Origin of the sequence: Frondihabitans sp. PhB161 (genome assembly GCF_003814635.1) — a bacterium.
Taxonomy (GTDB): Bacteria; Actinomycetota; Actinomycetes; order Actinomycetales; family Microbacteriaceae; genus Frondihabitans.
In genome coordinates this window covers 748653-765682 of record NZ_RKQW01000001.1, presented here as the reverse complement: position 1 = coordinate 765682, position 17030 = coordinate 748653, and the positions used below count along the sequence as shown (strand labels likewise).

The 17030-nt window shown below is 65.3% G+C and carries 16 protein-coding genes and 1 pseudogene; 7 read left to right on the top strand and 10 right to left on the bottom strand.

Going from position 1 to position 17030, the window contains the following annotated elements; genetic code table 11:
* Nucleotides 1-17: 17 nt before the first annotated feature.
* The 4 genes from EDF39_RS03745 to EDF39_RS03730 form a co-directional block, all read right to left on the bottom strand.
* On the bottom strand, nt 18-902 hold the full coding sequence (locus tag EDF39_RS03745) for an META domain-containing protein (protein WP_158613149.1): 885 nt from the start codon (nt 900-902) through the stop codon (nt 18-20).
* A 496-nt stretch (nt 903-1398) separates the two neighbouring features.
* Entirely contained in the window at nt 1399-1926 is a 528-nt protein-coding gene (locus tag EDF39_RS03740; RefSeq protein ID WP_158613148.1) for an RNA polymerase sigma factor, read from the bottom strand.
* 273 nt (nt 1927-2199) lie between these two features.
* A complete protein-coding gene (locus tag EDF39_RS03735; RefSeq protein WP_123942256.1) occupies nt 2200-2781 on the bottom strand; it encodes a recombinase family protein in 582 nt (193 codons plus the stop codon).
* 315 nt (nt 2782-3096) lie between these two features.
* Nucleotides 3097-3912 carry a G5 domain-containing protein gene (locus EDF39_RS03730; protein ID WP_123940602.1) on the bottom strand — a complete coding sequence of 272 codons (816 nt, stop codon included), beginning with the start codon at nt 3910-3912 and terminating at the stop codon, nt 3097-3099.
* A 171-nt stretch (nt 3913-4083) separates the two neighbouring features.
* Between EDF39_RS03730 and EDF39_RS03725 the strand changes: the two genes are divergently transcribed.
* Nucleotides 4084-4866: an alpha/beta fold hydrolase gene (locus tag EDF39_RS03725; protein WP_123942254.1), complete on the top strand. Its 783-nt coding sequence runs from the start codon at nt 4084-4086 to the stop codon at nt 4864-4866.
* A gap of 38 nt (nt 4867-4904) precedes the next feature.
* Here the strand turns inward: EDF39_RS03725 and EDF39_RS03720 are convergent, their stop codons facing one another.
* Together EDF39_RS03720 and EDF39_RS03715 are read right to left on the bottom strand one after the other, a co-directional pair.
* Nucleotides 4905-5516, bottom strand: a complete 612-nt coding sequence (locus EDF39_RS03720; RefSeq protein ID WP_123940600.1) for a class I SAM-dependent methyltransferase — start codon at nt 5514-5516, stop codon at nt 4905-4907.
* A 60-nt stretch (nt 5517-5576) separates the two neighbouring features.
* Complete coding sequence (locus EDF39_RS03715; protein ID WP_123940598.1) at nt 5577-6383, bottom strand: nuclease-related domain-containing protein; 807 nt, start codon at nt 6381-6383, stop codon at nt 5577-5579.
* A 216-nt stretch (nt 6384-6599) separates the two neighbouring features.
* On the opposite strand from EDF39_RS03715, the gene EDF39_RS03710 reads away from it, so the two are divergent.
* Nucleotides 6600-7160: a hypothetical protein gene (locus EDF39_RS03710; protein WP_123940596.1), complete on the top strand. Its 561-nt coding sequence runs from the start codon at nt 6600-6602 to the stop codon at nt 7158-7160.
* A 9-nt stretch (nt 7161-7169) separates the two neighbouring features.
* Nucleotides 7170-7355 (top strand): hypothetical protein, encoded by a 186-nt coding sequence (locus EDF39_RS03705; protein ID WP_123940594.1) that lies wholly within the window; start codon nt 7170-7172, stop codon nt 7353-7355.
* 287 nt (nt 7356-7642) lie between these two features.
* Here EDF39_RS03705 and EDF39_RS03700 read toward each other — a convergent pair.
* The 4 genes and pseudogenes from EDF39_RS03700 to EDF39_RS03685 form a co-directional block, all read right to left on the bottom strand.
* Nucleotides 7643-8161: pseudogene (locus EDF39_RS03700) on the bottom strand (ABC transporter ATP-binding protein); the annotation flags it as partial.
* On the bottom strand, nt 8158-9435 hold the full coding sequence (locus tag EDF39_RS03695) for a hypothetical protein (RefSeq protein WP_123940590.1): 1278 nt from the start codon (nt 9433-9435) through the stop codon (nt 8158-8160). The gene EDF39_RS03695 and the pseudogene EDF39_RS03700, both read right to left, overlap by 4 nt.
* Complete coding sequence (locus EDF39_RS03690) at nt 9426-10334, bottom strand: hypothetical protein (RefSeq protein ID WP_123940588.1); 909 nt, start codon at nt 10332-10334, stop codon at nt 9426-9428. The genes EDF39_RS03695 and EDF39_RS03690 overlap by 10 nt, the downstream gene beginning before the upstream one ends.
* Nucleotides 10335-10690: 356 nt before the next feature.
* Nucleotides 10691-11713, bottom strand: a complete 1023-nt coding sequence (locus EDF39_RS03685; protein ID WP_123940586.1) for a LacI family DNA-binding transcriptional regulator — start codon at nt 11711-11713, stop codon at nt 10691-10693.
* A 164-nt stretch (nt 11714-11877) separates the two neighbouring features.
* Here EDF39_RS03685 and EDF39_RS03680 point away from each other — a divergent pair, with 164 nt between their 5' ends.
* The 4 genes from EDF39_RS03680 (at nt 11878) to EDF39_RS03665 (ending at nt 17004) form a co-directional block, all read left to right on the top strand.
* Complete coding sequence (locus tag EDF39_RS03680; RefSeq protein WP_233572950.1) at nt 11878-13137, top strand: extracellular solute-binding protein; 1260 nt, start codon at nt 11878-11880, stop codon at nt 13135-13137.
* Between the two features lie 28 nt (nt 13138-13165).
* Nucleotides 13166-14143 (top strand): carbohydrate ABC transporter permease, encoded by a 978-nt coding sequence (locus tag EDF39_RS03675; RefSeq protein WP_123940584.1) that lies wholly within the window; start codon nt 13166-13168, stop codon nt 14141-14143.
* A gap of 86 nt (nt 14144-14229) precedes the next feature.
* On the top strand, nt 14230-15030 hold the full coding sequence (locus tag EDF39_RS03670; RefSeq protein ID WP_123942250.1) for a carbohydrate ABC transporter permease: 801 nt from the start codon (nt 14230-14232) through the stop codon (nt 15028-15030).
* A gap of 3 nt (nt 15031-15033) precedes the next feature.
* Nucleotides 15034-17004 (top strand): glycoside hydrolase family 127 protein, encoded by a 1971-nt coding sequence (locus EDF39_RS03665; protein WP_123940582.1) that lies wholly within the window; start codon nt 15034-15036, stop codon nt 17002-17004.
* Nucleotides 17005-17030 lie beyond the last annotated feature (26 nt).

Here is a 17030-nt window from a genome sequence, read left to right as displayed (position 1 = left end):
CCCGCCCGGCACCACGGCTACCCGACGACCTGGAACTCAGCCTTCCTCGAACCACTCTCGAGGGTGAGCGTCGTATCGGTGCGTGTCACGTGCATGGGGTGCGTGATGAGCTCACTCGCCCATTTCTCCTGTTCGGCGCGCTCGCCCCGGCAAAGCATCTGGGTACCGCCGACGCGATCGGAGCGTGGCACGAGGTCGCCGCCGCCGGCCTCGACGTCGACCTCGATGTTGATGCCGTCGCACGGAGTGGTCACAGCCATCACCAGGGCGCCGTCCTGTCGGGCAAAGAACAGCGTCAGCGGGGTGCCGGCCACCCAAGCGACCGGCCGGCCGTCCTGCGTACCCGACGTCGAGACGTATCGGGTGTCACTAAACGGCTTCGCCTCGGCAACGGGAGTGCCGATGGGAGTCGGCGCTGTAATGGGAGAGAAACTCAGGGCGTGCGCCGCACTGTCCTTCTTCTGGAAGTCGATTTGGGAGGCACCGTGCTTCAGGACGAGGGTGTCGCTCGTTCGCTCCATCTGCATGGTCCTGGTGACGAAATCACTGGCCCAGCGTTCCTGTGCACCCTCCTTACCGAGGCAGCCCACGGCGCCGGTGCTCATCTCTTCCGTGTGCGGCACAAGCTCGTCTCCTCGCACGTCAACAGGAAGGTTGATCGCGTTGCACGGGGTGACCAGCACCATGGTGAGGGTGCCGTTCATGCGGACGAAGGACATTCTCAGCGGGTCCGTGGCAAGCCAGGTGACCGAGGTCCCCGCGTCGGATCCCGCGGTGGAGTCGTAAACGGTGCTCCCGAACGGGTTCGGGCCGATCGTGGAGGCCCAGTCGCCGATCTGCGCGCAGCCGCTGAGCCCGAGCGCGAAGATGCCGGCGGCGAGGAGTGCAAGGCCTTTTCTCATGCGTGAGCTCATTTCTTCCAAGGGCGGAGGTCGTGCGCCGAGCAGCGGGTGGCGGGCGGATACACCGAGACGTGGCCGTTGGTGGACTCGCAGGCGACGGCGTCGCGGAGGGTGCCTGGCTGAACACCGAGTTTGGCTTCGCAGGCGGCCTGCGGGTCCTTTTGGGCCGAACCGGGGGCGAAAAAAGGCCCCACTCGGGTGGATGGGGTGATGCACTCAACCGTCGGCGCTCGCTCACCCGAAGCCGAGGAGGGCGCCCTTCCCTGCTGCGGCTCGATCACTCCGCTCGCTGGCGTGGACTCCTGGTCAACCTGCGAATTCGGTACGCCAACTACGAAGACGAAAGCCGCCGCGAAGACGAGTGGGACGCCGCCGACGAGGGCGTGCCGGGCTCGTGATCGCCGGCGTTCGCGGCTGTCGATGCGTCGAAGGACGTCAGGAAGAAGCGCCTGCGCAAGGGCTTCCGTTTCGGGCCGCGGCGGCAAAGGTCGCGTCTTCATGATGTTTTCTCCGAATCGTTTCCAAAGGTTGCACGAAGCCTGGTTCGAAGGCGCTGCAACCGTTTACCGACCGCCGCCTCGGTGGTGCCGAGAGCTATGGCAGCCTCGCGGTAGGAGGCGCCCTCGACAAGGCAAAGGCGGCACAGCTCCTGATCGGTAGGGCTCAGCTTGCCTAGCTCCGTGCGGATCCACACAGAGTCATCGGCGGACCCCGAATCGCGCTCACTTTCTGACTCGTGAAGGGGAAGGTGGCGTCGACGGGCCGACTTCCGGCGGTCGTTAAGACACAGATTTCGGCTGATCGTGAGCAGCCACGGGAGGAACGACTGATCAACGATGATCGCCGACTTACGCTTCGACCAGGCGACGACGAACACGTCCTGGGCTAGGTCCTCACCGGTGTGCTGGTCGCCGGCCTTTGACCAGCAGTAGCGAAGCACCGATCCGGCATGCCTCTTGTAAAGCACGGCAAAGGCGCGGACGTCGCCCTGCTTCGTTAATTCGAGCAGGTCGGCGTCCGCCACCTCCGTTCGTACCCCCATGAATGCTCCTCCACTCAGAACATGTCCTCAGGCCATTGATTCATGACACCCCCGCCCGAGAATCTTTCAGGGCGAGCACGTCGGCCGAGTCGCACGATGAGTGCTGACGGTAGCCGCGGACCAATACGACGAAGGCACAAGCGGCGATGACGGCAAGCAGAGTCCCGGCAAAGCGACTCAGGTCGCCGTCTTTCCCAGCGTGAGATCTGTCACTGCCAGCGCCGAGGGCCCGTTCAAGACGGACATCAGGGGCCATCACCCTTCGAGAACTCGCGCCCGACGGTAGAACGTCGATCGAGACAACCCCAGATCGCGGAGAACACCCGCGGCGGCCTCTCCCCCGTCGATCAACTGCAGCGCATTCCGGATCTGCCGATCCGACACCTTTCGAGGACGACCACCCAGATCTCCGCCGGCATCGCGCCGCTTAGCAACCGAATCGTTGATCCGCTCCCGTTTGATGTCGAGCTCCATCTGCGCCAGGGCTGACATCACCGTGAACACCATCGACCCCATCGGCGTCGCCGTATCCACATCCCCTCCCCCAAGATTGAGCACCCGAAGCGCCGCCGACCGCGACCTAAGTCCCTCGGCAAAATCGAGCATGTTCTGCGTCGACCGACCAAGACGATCAAGGGTCGTCACCACCAAAGTGTCACCGTCATGGATCGCATTCATAGCCTGATCGAACGCGGGGCGCGACGCTCGACCACCCGAAACACCGTGATCGACGTAGAGGTCATCCCGCCGCACGCCAGCAGCGAGGAGATCTACTTCTTGACGATCGGTTCCTTGCTGCTTCGTTGATACGCGCGCGTACCCAATCAACTTTCCCAAAAGCGCCTCCAGGTGTCCCAAAACCAGCGATGAACACCCAAATCCAAGCAGACCGTTTTGGCACATGGATATGGGAACTTAGGCGTGGCGGAAAGTCGGGCCTCGGCCCCTGCTTGAAGACGACGCCATGGGACATCCCATATCCCTACGGTTGCAGGACTGGAAGTAATTCGACTAAAGCACCCTCTTGGGGGCTACCTCGAAACACGATAGAAGAGCCCGAACAGGCGCGAATCTAGCGATGTCGAAACGGGATTCAAGCCAAGCGGCCACTAATAAAGAGCACTTGCCTCAGACGCCCAGTCCATTGGTCCGTCATTTATAGAAGATCGCGACGCCACCGTGGTGGGAGCAGGCCCCCTGATGATGGGCGGCGTACGAGAGTGAGCCGTCGTTGCACTGCGCGGTCGCGCCTCCACCAGCCGGTACAGCCGGGGCGGCAGGCGCTGGTGCCGGAGCCGGAGCCGGAGCCGGAGCCGGAGCCGGAGCAACGTAGGTCCCGATGTGGACCACCCGTGCCACCGGCGCTTTAGTGACCTTCTGGCTGATCTTGGTGCGGCTGGTCTCGTGGCCGTCGGTCATGACGACCCGGAACGTCGTGGTCCTCACTCCCTTGACCCCTGCGGCTGTGACTTGCTTTATGCCCTTGTCGAGAGCCGCGTCATTGACACTCGACGACGTGAACGGCACAGACGAGGTCTTCTTGACGAGCTTGGTCGTCACCACCGGTGTTGGCGTGGGCGTCGGAGTGGGGGTTTGAGGCGAGGATGACGGCGTAGCCGGCGAAGAGGTCGAGACGGCGGCCACAACCGGAGTAGGCGACGTCGTGTCTCCGGCACCGAGAGCCGCACTTGAGGCGATCATCACGACAAGCGCTACTCCCGCACCGATGGCACCGGCGGAGCGCTTGCGCGGGAGCCTCATCCATGTGTGTCGGCGGAACACGAAACCGTAGATCGCCGTGATCATCACAACGAGAGCGATCATCACGAGCATGCCTCCAACACCGCCGGAAGCAAGACCGATGAGCCCCAGAAGCAGGGTGCCGCCTACGCCGATCCAAGTCAGGGGACGAATTCCTCGCACGAGGCGGGCGACCCGGTGGCGAGCGACAGGTTCGATGGACGACATGGAGCTCCTTGGTAAAAAGTGAGAAGAACCCAAGTCTCAGGGGTTGCGGTGAATCCACGTGACCCCAATAAGGGGGACAAACGCGTACCCGCCTCGCCGATGCCACCGCGGTTCGCCCCTTGGCCCTCAACACGGGCTCGAGGCCGCCCATAAGCTGACCCCGTGGCACCCATGGTGAAGCACACGACCGTCGGTGACGGGGTGACGATCGCCTACACGATCTTCGAGGGTGTTGAGCCGGCAGTGGTCATTCTTCATGGCCTCGCCGGGAGCAGCCGAGAGTTCATCCCGACCGCCGAGTCCCTTAGCGGGCGGCGAGTGATCCTTATTGACCAACGAGGTCACGGGCGCAGCACCACCAGGCCTGCCGACACGTCGCGCAACGCCTTCGTGTCTGACGTGGTCCACGTCATCAGCGAAGAAGCATCCGAGCCAGTGATCCTCGTCGGCCAGTCGATGGGCGCCCATACGGCCATGCTCGTCGCCGCGGCCCGGGGCGACCTCGTGCGCCAGCTCGTCTTACTCGAGGGCAACGAGGGCGGCGGGACGGCTAGCGAGCACAGTGCCCTTGGCGACTTCTTTCGCTCCTGGCAAGTCCCATTCACGGATCGAGCTGCGGCAGCCGCGGCCCTGGGCGACGGGCCTCTCGCACGCGCCTGGGTCGAGGATCTCGACGAGCGACCCGACGGCCTGCACCCTCGCTTCGACGCGGACATCATGCAAGCCACCGCCGAGGCAATGGGTGAACCGCGCTGGACCGAGTGGGAGGCAGTCGAGACACCAACCCTGGTGATCTACGCCGACGGCGGCATGTTCACGGAGGAGCAAAAGTTGGAGTTCGTCCGCCGAGGCCGGAACGCTCAACGCATCGACGTGACCGCTGCCTCCCACGACGCGCATCTCGACGCTTTCGACCAGTGGATGGATGCCTTGCGCACTGTCCTCGTGGACTAAACACCCGGGCATCGCCCGCACCATTTCGCCGGTGAGACCTACTGTTCGCGACTCAACCGAGCGAGCATCGCCCCGTGGGGTCGAGGCGTCGAAGTGGCGGCCGTGCGCGTGTGGGTCTCGATGACCTCGAACCCCGCTTCGCGAAGCACAGCCGCGAGGGCTTCAGGCGGCCACCGGTATGCGGTGGCTATGGCATGGTCGAAAGGTTCGACGTCCGGTCCCGTGAAAAACCCGACGAGGAGCTCGCCACCCGGCCGCAAGACACGAGCGAACTCCGCGAGCGGCTGCCGAATCGAGGCCGGCTCGTGGTGGATGAGCGAGTACCAGGCGAGCACGCCCGCAAGGCTGCCGGCCGAGTCGGGCAAGGCGTCGATGCTTCCGACATCAAAACGCGCTCGGGGGTGGGTCACCCGGGCGTGCTCGATGAACTCACGGACCTGGTCGATGCCCCTCGCATCAAGACCGCGCTCGGCGAGATAGCCGGTCCACTGCCCCGGGCCGCATCCCGCATCGAGCAGGGGGCCGTCGACTCCCTCCGCCCACGAAGTGATGAGCTGCACGTCAGACGCATGGGCGACCGACAAGGATCCGAGTCGTTGCGTATATTCCTCGGCCCGCCTCGAATACGACGCTTCGACGTGAGTGCCCATGACAGACACCTTAGAAGTGCAGACCCGACAGAGCCATCCGCACCAGACGCCAGCACGCACTCAACCGTGCAGGGTCGCGCCCACCACGGTGACCACTCCGGCGGCAGCGGGCAATCCCACGATGACGGCGAGCGATCCGAGAACCCAGGCTTTTCGACGGCGGGCAGCTTGCCGCTCGCGATCTCTCAGACCCGTGAACCACTCGATGTGATTCGTCGAAGGCGTGCGCAATGGCTGGCTTCGAGCCCACGTGCCGGGCTGAAGGGCTGCGTGGCGAACGGCGTCCGCCGGGACGGAGCCCCTCGACGCGGCGAGAGCGCGTGTGAGAAACCGCAAGAGCTGGTCGATCGTGACGACGGCGACGTCCTTCGGTTCACCCTTGTTGGTCACGGTGGCGCCGACGACCACGATGACGGCCAAGGCATCGACGGTTTCCCCGGTCGCCGCGGAGAGCAGCTTGGCGGCGCGCGCGGCCTCGTGGCTGGAGTTGCGCAGATACGGCTGCCGCTGCCCGTTCACCAGGAATGCCTTGGGTGACACCCAGACCTTGCCGCCGGGACTGTGTTTTGTGTTCAGCGTCAACACGCGACCGGACGGGCTTACAAGGACGTGATCGATATCGCTGCCGCGATCCCCCACCGGAACCGAATGGAGAACGAGCCACCCCTCGGGAAGGCGACGAAGCCGCTCAGCGACTGCCTGCTCGCCGAGCAGACCGACGTACCAGCTGCGCGCCGTCGAAGGAATGGGGCTGTGGCCGAAGAGCCGCGACGCGAAGGAGGTTGGCCCCTCTGGCCCCACAGCATCCCGGAGCGCTGCCATCAGCGATTCCCCGGGCACGCGGCCCGCGAGTGTCGAATCGGACATGGAGGCCCCCTATTACCGGGCGACCCGCCGTGGGCCCCCATCGCCCACCGTAGGAGCAGAGATGTGTGCACCGCTGCCACCAGTTTGGGGCAAGAGCCAGACCCCCGAGCGTGCTGTGGCTCGGCCCCGAGCCAGTGCGAGCCCGCACCGGAGACCGGCCCGCGCAGCCCGCCGGTATGCTCCGCATCAGACCGCTGCCCGAACGACGGAGTTTTCTTGTCTCAGCTCACGACCGACGACGACGACTTCCGGGCGCCGCTCGCACATGTTCCGTCGGCCGTTTTCGGCATTGGTGGCGGCCTGGTGATGGCCGTCGTGATTTTCGGGCTGTGTCTTTTCGTCGAAACGTCGTTTCGACAAGCCGTCGTCTTTGGCGTCGTCTTCGGAGCGCTCCTGGCGGTGGGCTTCACCGTCTTGGCAGCGTGGTCTAAGCGCTGGAGCGCCAGCCACGGGATCACTCTCGGACAACGTGTCAACAAGGCCCTGCAGAAGGGCTGGGTACCTGAGGGAGCCGAACCCACCGAGTGGCTCCCGTGGCTCGCACACGCGCGGCGGTTCTGGAAGGTGCTCACCGTCGTCGGACTGATCCTCTACCCGAGTTTCGTCGTCATCGGCATCGTCGTTCTCGCCGGTGGTGACGGCGACTGGAGAGTCGTAGTCCAAGTCGTCTTCATGTCCGCTTTCACCATCTTCTCGACCTGGCAAGGCCTGATGCAGCTCCGTCGCATCCGAGTACTGACACTGCAGCTGAACACCGCACCGCGCGAGAGCGCCTGAAGGAGCCTCGTGGATAAAACAACCCGCGCAGTGCTGACGGTGATCCTCACCCTCTTTGGTGCAACGTTCTTCATACTCGGAGTCATCTTGCTCGTGGCGCGACACAGCTATCTTCTGGGAGCCATTGAGGTGGCAACGGGTGCACTGTGGCTGATCGGGGTCATCGTGATACGTCGGCGGGCGCCGCGGGTCTAAACGACACGACGGACACACGCTGACTTTCACGAATACTGGCTAGGGCTCATCGGTCCAGGCCGAGAATCCAAGCCACAATCCGCTGAACCCCGGATCCTGACTGACACGAGCTGTCACTCGGACGCCGCATCAGAAGCTCACGAGATCTCGACGAGCCGATTCCCCTCGAGGAGGAGCCTCCGGTCGCAGGAGTCCGCCACCCTCGTGCTGTGGGTCGCGATGACGAGCCGCGCCCCTGAATCACCCAGGGAGGTGAAGAGATCGAGCACCTCGGTCTCGGTGGCCTCATCGAGGGCGCCCGTCGGCTCGTCGGCGAGGAGGAGTTCGGGAGCCTTCACGATGGCGCGGGCAATCGCTACTCGCTGGGCCTCGCCGCCAGACAACCGGCGGACTCGCTTGTTGCCGAAGCCGCTCAGGCCGACCGCAGAGAGAGCTTTTTCGGCCTCCTCATCAGCACTTGCACCGCCGCGAAGGGCCAGCTTGACGTTCCGTTCGACGTTGAGGTCGCTGATGAGGTCGTAGCGCTGCGTCACGATGCCGATGTGGTCGAGTCGGTGTTTCGCCATCGCGTTCGCCCTGCGCGGGAGCAGCTGGTCTCGGTAGAAGTAGTCGCCCCGGTAGCCGATGTCGAGGCCGGCCAGGATCCTCAGAAGGGAGCTCTTTCCGCTTCCGCTTCTGCCGAGGAGCGCGACCGATCGTTCGTTCCCCGACAGGGAGAAGTCGAGGTCTTTGAAGAGGATCCGCGTCTCACCGTTGGGCTCCTTGATCGACTTCGAGATGCCGCGCAATTCGATGATGTGGTTCATGCCGTGTTCCTCGCAGCTTCGGAAAGGGTCGTCTTCAGGAGCCATCGTTGCCAGACGGCGTCGCTCATGAACATCACGGCTAGGCCGAGTGTCAGTAGGTGCCCGCTGCCGGGGTCGTGGTTGGGAAGGAGCCCGATTACGAGACCGAGGAGAGCCCCGACCAAGGCGTACTCGACGACTACCGTCGCGATGACGGTCCGCTCGAGACGCCCAGGACTCCACCCGAGAGCCCACTGCGTGCGGACGCGTTGGCCTCTGCGACGATGGTTTCGGCGCGTCAGGGCCGCGACGATCACGCCCTCCCCGAGCGCGAGCACGATCTCGATCGCCACGAGCAGACCCAGATTGTCGGTGATCAGAGATCGCACGAGGCCGAACTGCGTGATGTAGGCCGGAACGCCTATCAGGGCGAATTCGTGGAACCCCGACTGGGCGGCGGCTCCCTGGAGTGCACTCAGCACGGCGTCGCTGCTCATGTCGGTACTCGCGGCGATATTCGCGTTGATCAGCGCGAAGGCGAGAATGCCGTAGAAGTACGACTGCGACTCCGGAAAGTCGGCGATGGTCGGTGGATACGGAATGACGACAGAGTCGTCGATGAAGAAGTTGATGGTGTTTTGGTAAAACAGCGATGAGTCGGCCTCCAGGAAACCAAATACCGAGAATTCGGCGATCTGCGAGTAGTAGTTGCCTTTCAAGGTGTCGCCGAGCTCGTAGACGCCACGATAATCTGCGCCGAGAAGCACCGGAATCGAGTCGGCGGCGTAATCGACCTCGTCCCAGTTCAGGGCAGTGCCGGACTCCGTTTTGAGGTTGTAGAAGTCGAAGGCGGTCTGATTCATCTGCACGGATTTCACGTTGACCACGTCGGCGCCGAGGCCCTCCTCGTCGTGCGGCCCTTGGGTTCCGATCTCGGTTCCGTACCCGTATTCGAACGACTCGCCACCGTTGAAGTCGGCTATCGGGAGGCTCTGATCGAATATCGACAACACCTTGAGTCGGTCGTCGGCGCCGACGTCGTCATAGAACCGCGCGATCTCGCGGATGTTCTCCGACGACGACCGGTACTGCTCGAATTGCTCAGGATCCGCGAGCTGGTCCGATAGACCGTAGAAGTTGACCTTGGCGGAGCTCGCGAAACTTCGGTTGACCGCGTCGCGGCTCGACTGCCCGAATGAGGCGAGGTTGTAGACGGTCACGGCGAGCACGGTGATGATCACCACTTTGGCCAGGGTCGGGAGCCACGTTCCCCGGAAGTTGTCGATCAGGCCCATGAAGGCTTCCTCCAGATGGTCCGGGCGCTCGCGAGGACGAAGCTGACGACGATCAGAGTTGCTGGCGCCAGCGTGTTCCCCAGAATCGATCCAGCTGATTGAACCGGGGGCGACAGGGCCAGCGTGATGCCACAGACAAGCAGCAGCGGGCCGGCCGCGCCGAGCAGGAGACGGGCAGTACTTGAGGCGAGGATTCTCACGCGTTGGAGCCCGAGCTGAAACCGGACGGCGCAGAGTCGACGCCCGTAGGAAGCAGCGAGGAGGCCGGTTACGACCGACCCCACTACGGTCAACGCCCAGCCAAAGCCCAGAAGAACCGGTGAGACGAAATCGATGTTCGTCCGTCGATCTGTTCCCCCGTCGTGGGTCGCGGGTGTCGCTGAGTAGCCGTGCAGGATGTCAGCGACATCGGGGCCATCGACAACCATTCGAGCTTTGCCGTCCCCGTCGAACAGACCGGCACCCTTTAGAAGGACGGCGCGAGAAAGCAAGCTCTCGGCATGAAGCCCCAGCTGGCCGACGACAGGGTAAGAAACACCCTCGAACACGTATGACTTCCGGCCCTTGTCGGTAGTCACCCGGACGTCGGCGCCCACCAGTGCGCCGCGGTCGCCACCTGACCCGAGCTGCCGTCCTGAATGGAGAGGCAAGGGTGACGGACGCCCGAACTCCATGAAGGCCCGTACCGTTCCGTCGTTCGTCAGATCGCGAAAGACCCGGGCATTCGCACCGGCTTTTTCCAAGGCATCGCGAATTGTCGAAGGTTTTTCGTCCACGTCAACGCTTTGACTGGAGTAGAGGTTGTTCCCCTCGAGAGAGAGTGCAGTCTGGATCTGGTTGTACGTTCCGAGCACGCCTCCCATGGTCGAAAAGAGACTTACGAGGAGGGCGATGGTCACGAGGCGTAGTGGAGTCATTCGCTCACAGACGTCGATGCGGCAAGGACGGGAAGGGCCGCTCCGGCAACCCCTCCCGTCGACTCACTTGGGGCATTACGCGACAGCTCCGTCCAAGTCATCTCACCCTTCATTTCTGATTCAGGGGGATGACATGGGCGTGAGTGAACGCCCTCACCGGCGCGACAAATGGCGTGCCGCACGCCAGGCGCGAAGCACGATCTCCAAGACCGATCCCCGGCAGATGACCATCTGCCTTCCCCCTGGAATATTAATACTGAAGGATGGAGCTCAGCGCAAGCCAGGCAACTCAGTCGGCGATCGCATCTCGGAGCGCAACGACGTCTACTCGGCGGCCCCTACGACTCCCGCACCACCAACCGCACCGGCTCCACATGCCGGCCGGTGCGCGGCCGACCGTCGATCGCATCGACGAGGGCCTGGGCGGCGGAGCGGCCGAGGTCGTCGAGGTTCATGTCGACGCTGGTGAGGGGCGGGCGGGATTCGCGCACGAGGATGTCCCAGTTGTCGAAGCCGACCACCGAGACGTCGTCGGGCACTCGGCGGCCCTCCTCGCGGAGGGCGTCGATGACGCCGCGGGCGATGTGGTCGCTGCCGGCGACGATGCCATCGAGGTCGGAGTGCGCCGAAGCGAGGAGCCGCGCACAGTCGCGACCCCAGCCCTCGCCCCACTGACCGAACAATGATTTGCCGCCGACCAGTGGGATCCTTGCTTCTTCCATCGCCTGGGCGACGCCCTCCGCGCGATCGCGGGCGGCGGCGTACGAGGCCTCGCCGTTGACGAGGGCGATGCGAGTGCGGCCCGCCTTGAGCAGGCGCTCGGCGGCGAGGCGACCGGCCATCACGTTGTCGGGAGTGAACGACGTATCGGCATCGTCGTCGGACGGTGCGTAGACGTAGACGACCGGCACGTCGCCGGGCACGGTCGCCGGCGGGCGAGAGTTCGTCGTGCGACCCACGATGAGGAGGCCGTCGACGCGCCGGGTGAGCAGGGTCTGCACCAGGAGCTGCTCGCGCAGAACGTCGTCACGAGCATCGGCCAGAAGCACCGAGAGGGAGCCCGAACCGAACGCGTCTTCGGCGCCGATCAGGATCGGCAGCACGAAGCGGTTGTCGAGGTCGCTGGTGATCATGCCGATGGTGTTGGTGCGCGTCGAGTTCAGGGCCTTGGCGAAGAAGTTCGGGGTGAAGTCGAGCGAGCTGGCCGCCTCTTCGACGCGCCTGCGTGTCTCTTCGCGCACGTGGGTCTTCTTGTTCAAGGCTTTCGACGCGGTGGCGATCGAGACACCGGCCAGGCGGGCCACGTCGGCGAGCGTCGACTTCGGGAGAGCGCCCGTGTCGCCCCGCTGCTGTTCGGCCATGTTCCGAAATTAGTTCATGAAGTCGTTGACAAGCAAACTAATCGGCTATTAGGTTCCTACCGAAACCGCTTTCGGTTTTGATTTCATCGGAGAGATCACCCTCACAGCGGGCCTCTCTTGACCCAGGCAACCTGCAGACACTCTGCATTCAGAGAGGAATCACTGTGATCTTCACCCCTCGCCGCAAACGCGCCTTCGCGGCGCTCGTCGGCATCGCCACCGCCTCCGCCGCGCTCACCGGCTGCTCGACCGGCGGCGCCGGCGGCAACGGCGGCTCGGCCGCCTCCGGCACCTACACGTTCTGGGATCCGTACCCCCAGTTCGACGGTTCGTCGGCGTGGACCAAGCTCGTCGAGAAGTGCGGCACGGAAGCCGGCGTCACCGTCAAACGGACCGGCTACGACACCTCCGACCTGACGAGCAAGGCCCTCCTCGCCGGCCAGCAGGGCAACTCGCCCGACCTGCTGCTCGTCGACAACCCCGTCGTCTCGACGCTCGCCGACGCCGGCCTGCTCACCGACACCGCCGAGACGAAGACGAGCACCACCGACATCGAGGCGAACATCCTCGCCGCCGGTCAGGTCGACGGCAAGACGTACGGCGTGCCCATCGGCGCCAACACCCTCGCCCTCTACTACAACAAGAAGATCCTGTCGGCGGCGGGCGTCGATCCCGCGAAGATCACCGACTGGACGTCGCTGACCGACGCACTCGCGAAGGTCAAGGCCAAGGGAGACAAGGGCATCACCTTTGCGGGCATCGGCACCGAAGAGGGCAGCTTCCAGTTCTTGCCCTGGTACTGGGGGTCGGGCGCGAACCTCGACCAGCTCGACTCGTCCGACGCCGTCTCAGCCCTGTCGCTCTGGACCGACTGGGTCAACAAGGGCTACGCCCCCAACTCGGTGATCAACAACACCCAGACCACGTCGTGGCAGGAGTTCCTCACCGGCGACTTCGCCTTCAGCGAGAACGGCACCTGGCAGCTCGCCGGCGTCAAGGCCTCGAAGATCGACTACGGCATCATCTCGATCCCCGCCAAAGACGGCGGCGCCGCTCCCGCTCCGACCGGCGGCGAGTTCCTGACGATCCCCGTGCAGAAAGACTCCGCCCGCTACGCCGTCTCGGCGAAGATTCAGTCGTGCCTCACGAGCACCGCGAACGTCGTCTCGACCGACAACACGCTCTCGTACGTCGCCCCGACGAAGGCCGCGCAAGAGAAGCAAGTCGCTGACAACCCCGACCTCGAGCCGTGGGTGACCGCGGTCGGCGATGCCAAGGGCCGCACCAGCGACAACCTCGGCACGAAGTACCCGAAGATCTCGGAGCAGATGTGGAAGGCCGTGCAGAACAGCCTCAGCGGCTCGCAGTCGGCCGAGGACGCGCTGAAGCAGGCCCAAACGGCTGCGGCAGCAGCCACCAAGTAGCACCAGCGGCCTCGAAGGAGCACGCACCATGAGCAACACCATCATCGAACGCCCCGAGGCCGCTCCGCCGGCCGGGAGCCCGGCCGTCGACGCCGGGCCCCCGGTCCGCCCCTCGCTGAAGAGGCGCTTCCGTGCCGACCAGCTCACCGCGTGGGCGTTCATCCTGCCCGTCGTGGCGTACCTGGTGATCTTCTACGCCTACCCGCTGATCAAGAACGTCGACCTGGCGGTGCGCGACTACACGGTGCGGTCGTTCATCGACGGCACAGCGCCCTTCGTCGGGTTGGCCAATTTCGTAGCCGTGTTCCAGGATCCTACGTTCGGCCCGGCCCTTCGCAACACGCTCCTCTTCACCGGGGTGTCGATCGCCTTCCAGTTCTCGATCGGGATGGCGCTGGCGGTGTTCTTCTTCCAGAACTTCCGTCTCTCGTCGACCCTTCGAGCGCTGTTCCTGGTGCCGTGGCTGCTGCCCCTGATCGTCTCGGCGTCCACCTGGTCGTGGATGATGAACAGCGACTCTGGCGTGATCAACTCGGTCATGACGTCGTTCGGCGGCCCGGGCATCAACTGGCTCACGTCGCCGCAGTGGGCGCTGGTCGCGGTGATCATCGCGAACATCTGGATCGGGATCCCGTTCAACCTCGTCATTCTCTACTCGGGGCTGCAGAACATCTCGACCGACATCTACGAGGCCGCCTCGCTCGACGGGGCGAACGCCTGGCAGAAGTTCTGGCGCATCACCTTCCCGCTGCTCAAGCCGGTCTCGGCGATCACGATCCTGCTCGGCCTCGTCTACACGCTGAAGGTCTTCGACATCATCTGGATCATGACCAAGGGCGGCCCCGGCAACGCGTCGACCACCTTCGCCATCTGGTCGTACCAGCTCGGATTCGGCTCGACGCTGCCGAACTTCAGCCCGGCCGCGGCCGTCGGCAACCTCCTCATCGTCATCGCCCTGATCTTCGGGTTCTTGTACCTGCGCGTGCAGAGAAAGCAGGCTCAGTAATGTCCGCCACCCTCACCCGGCCCGCCGGGGCCCGCCCGACAACAGCATCGGCGAACGCGCCCAAACGCAACCGCGGCCCGCGCACGATGTGGAAGACCGCCCTCGGCGTGCTCTTCACCGCCATCATGCTGTTTCCCGTCTACTGGATGGTCAACGTCTCGCTGACCCCTGCCTCCGAGATGCGCAGCACCCCGCCGTCGTGGTTCCCCTTCAACGCGACCTTCGACGGCTACACGCAGGTGATCCAGCAGCAGCTGCCCTACCTCGGCACCAGCCTGCTGGTCGGCCTCGGCACCGTCGTGCTGACGGTCGCCGTCTCGGCACCGGCCGCGTTCGCGCTGGCCAAGCTCCGCCCCCGGGGCGGTGGCGCGCTGTCGTTCATCCTGATCGTCGCGCAGATGATCCCGCAGGTGATCATCGCGATGGGCTTCTACGCGATCTACCTCAACCTCGGCATCTTGAACCAGGCCGGCGGGCTCATCATCGCCGACTCGACCCTGGCCGTGCCGTTCGGCGTGCTGATCTTCACCGCGTTCATGTCGGGGATCCCCGACGAGCTGATGTCGGCCGCGAAGCTCGACGGCGCCAGCACCTGGCGCACGTTCACCTCGGTGGTGCTGCCGGTCAGCCGCAATTCGGTCGTCACGGTCAGCCTCTTCGCGTTCCTCTGGGCCTGGTCGGACTTCGTCTTCTCGTCGACCCTCAACTCGGGCGGCACGTCGCAGACGATCACGCTCGGCATCTACCGCTACATCGGCAACAACAACCAGGACTGGAACGCGATCATGGCCACCGCCGTCGTCGCCTCCATCCCCGCGACGATTCTCCTCGTCGTCGCCCAACGCTATGTCGCCGCCGGTGTCACCGCCGGCGCCGTGAAGGACTGACCCATGACCCAGCTCATCGACACCCCGATCCCCTCCGACCCACAGACGCACTCCACCTTCCGAGGCGGTCCCGTCGCCCCGTCCACCTCGAAGCTCACCCCGCTCGACTCCACCGAGATCCGGCTGACCCAGGGCTACTGGCGCTCGTGGCAGCGTACGAACTCCGACGTCGTCCTCGCCCACTGCGAGGCGTGGATGGAGAGGATCGGCTGGATCGGCAACTTCGACCGGGCGGCCAGCGGCGAGACCGACTGGGAGCACTCCGGCATCGAGTTCGTCGACTCCGAGATCTACAAGCTGCTCGAAGCGATGGCGTGGGATCTCGGCCACGGCGAGAACCCCGACCTGCAGCAGCGCTACGACTCCCTCGTCGACCGGGTCGCCTCGGCGCAGGAGGCCGACGGCTACCTGCACACCAGCTTCGGCCGCCCCGGCCAGCCCGCCCGCTACTCGAACCTCGAGTGGGGCCACGAGCTGTACTGCTTCGGTCACCTGATTCAGGCGGCCGTCGCGCGAATCCGAACCGCAGGATCCGGCCGCCTCGTCGATGTCGCCATCCGCCTGGCGGACCACCTCTATGCCACCTTCGGCCCGTCCGGGCGCGAGGCCGTGTGCGGACACCCCGAGATCGAACCCGCCCTCGCCGAGCTCGGTCGCGCCACCGGCGACGCCCGCTACCTCGAGCTCGCGGCGCTGTTCGTCGAGCGTCGCGGCCACGGTCTACTGAAGCCGATCGAGTACGGTCAGGAGTACTTCCAGGACGACCAGCCGGTGCGCGAAGCGGAGACCCTCCGCGGTCACGCCGTGCGCGCCCTCTACCTCGCCTCCGGAGCGCTCGACGTCGCGGTCGAGCTGGGCGACCAGGCCCTCGCCGCAGCCGTCGAGCGGCAGTGGAGCCACACCGTCGCGACTCGCACCTACATCACCGGCGGAATGGGATCGCACCACCAAGACGAGGCCTTCGGCGCCGACTTCGAGCTGCCGCCCGACCGCGCCTACTCCGAGACCTGCGCGGGCATCGGCTCGAACATGCTGTCGTGGCGGCTGCTGCTGCAGCACGGCGACACGAAGTACGCCGACCTGCTCGAGCGGACGCTGCTGAACAACGTCATGGCGTCGCCGCGCGAAGACGGTCGGGCGTTCTTCTACACGAACACGCTGCACCAGCGCGTTCCGGGCACCGTGCCCGACGAAGACGAGCTGAACGCCCGGGCCCTGTCGAGCCTCCGCGCACCCTGGTTCGAGGTCTCGTGCTGCCCGACGAACGTCGCCCGCACCCTCGCCAGCGTCGAGCTCTACTTCGCGACCAAGACCCACGACGGCCTGCAGCTGCACCAGTACGGCAGCTACGACATCGACACGACGCTCGACTCGGGCACCCCGGTCTCGTTCTCGGTCGTCAGCGGCTACCCGGCCGAGGGCCGCATCGTGGTCACCTCGCGCGAGCAGACGACCAGCGAGGTCACGTTGACCCTGAGGATCCCCGCCTGGGCCGGCCACGCCGACGTCACCGTCGGATCCGACGCTCCCGAGCGGGTCGACGGCGAGACGGTCAGCGTCACGCGCCGGTTCGCCCCCGGCGACACCGTCGTTCTCGACCTGCCGATGGAGGCGCGCTGGGTCACACCCGACCCGCGGATCGACGCCGTTCGCGGCACCGTCGCCGTCGAGCGCGGGCCGCTCGTGCTCTGCCTCGAAGAGCCCGCCTCCGGGCGCACGGTCAACGACGTGCGGGTCGACACCACCGCGCCGCTGGTGACGACCGACACCGGGGCCGGCGTGACGCTGGTGACGCCTGCCGCGCCCGGAACGGCCGGAGCCCTGGGCACGGACGGCCTCGGACGGGCGGGGTGGCCGTACGGCGAAGCCCCTGCCGACGAGGGTCGGGGGGCGTCGGAGGGGATCCTTCGCCCCTATGCCACCTGGGCGAACGAGGGCCCGTCGACCATGCGGGTGTGGTTGCCGACCGACTGATCGCCCTTTCTCGGGCGGGGCGGCTG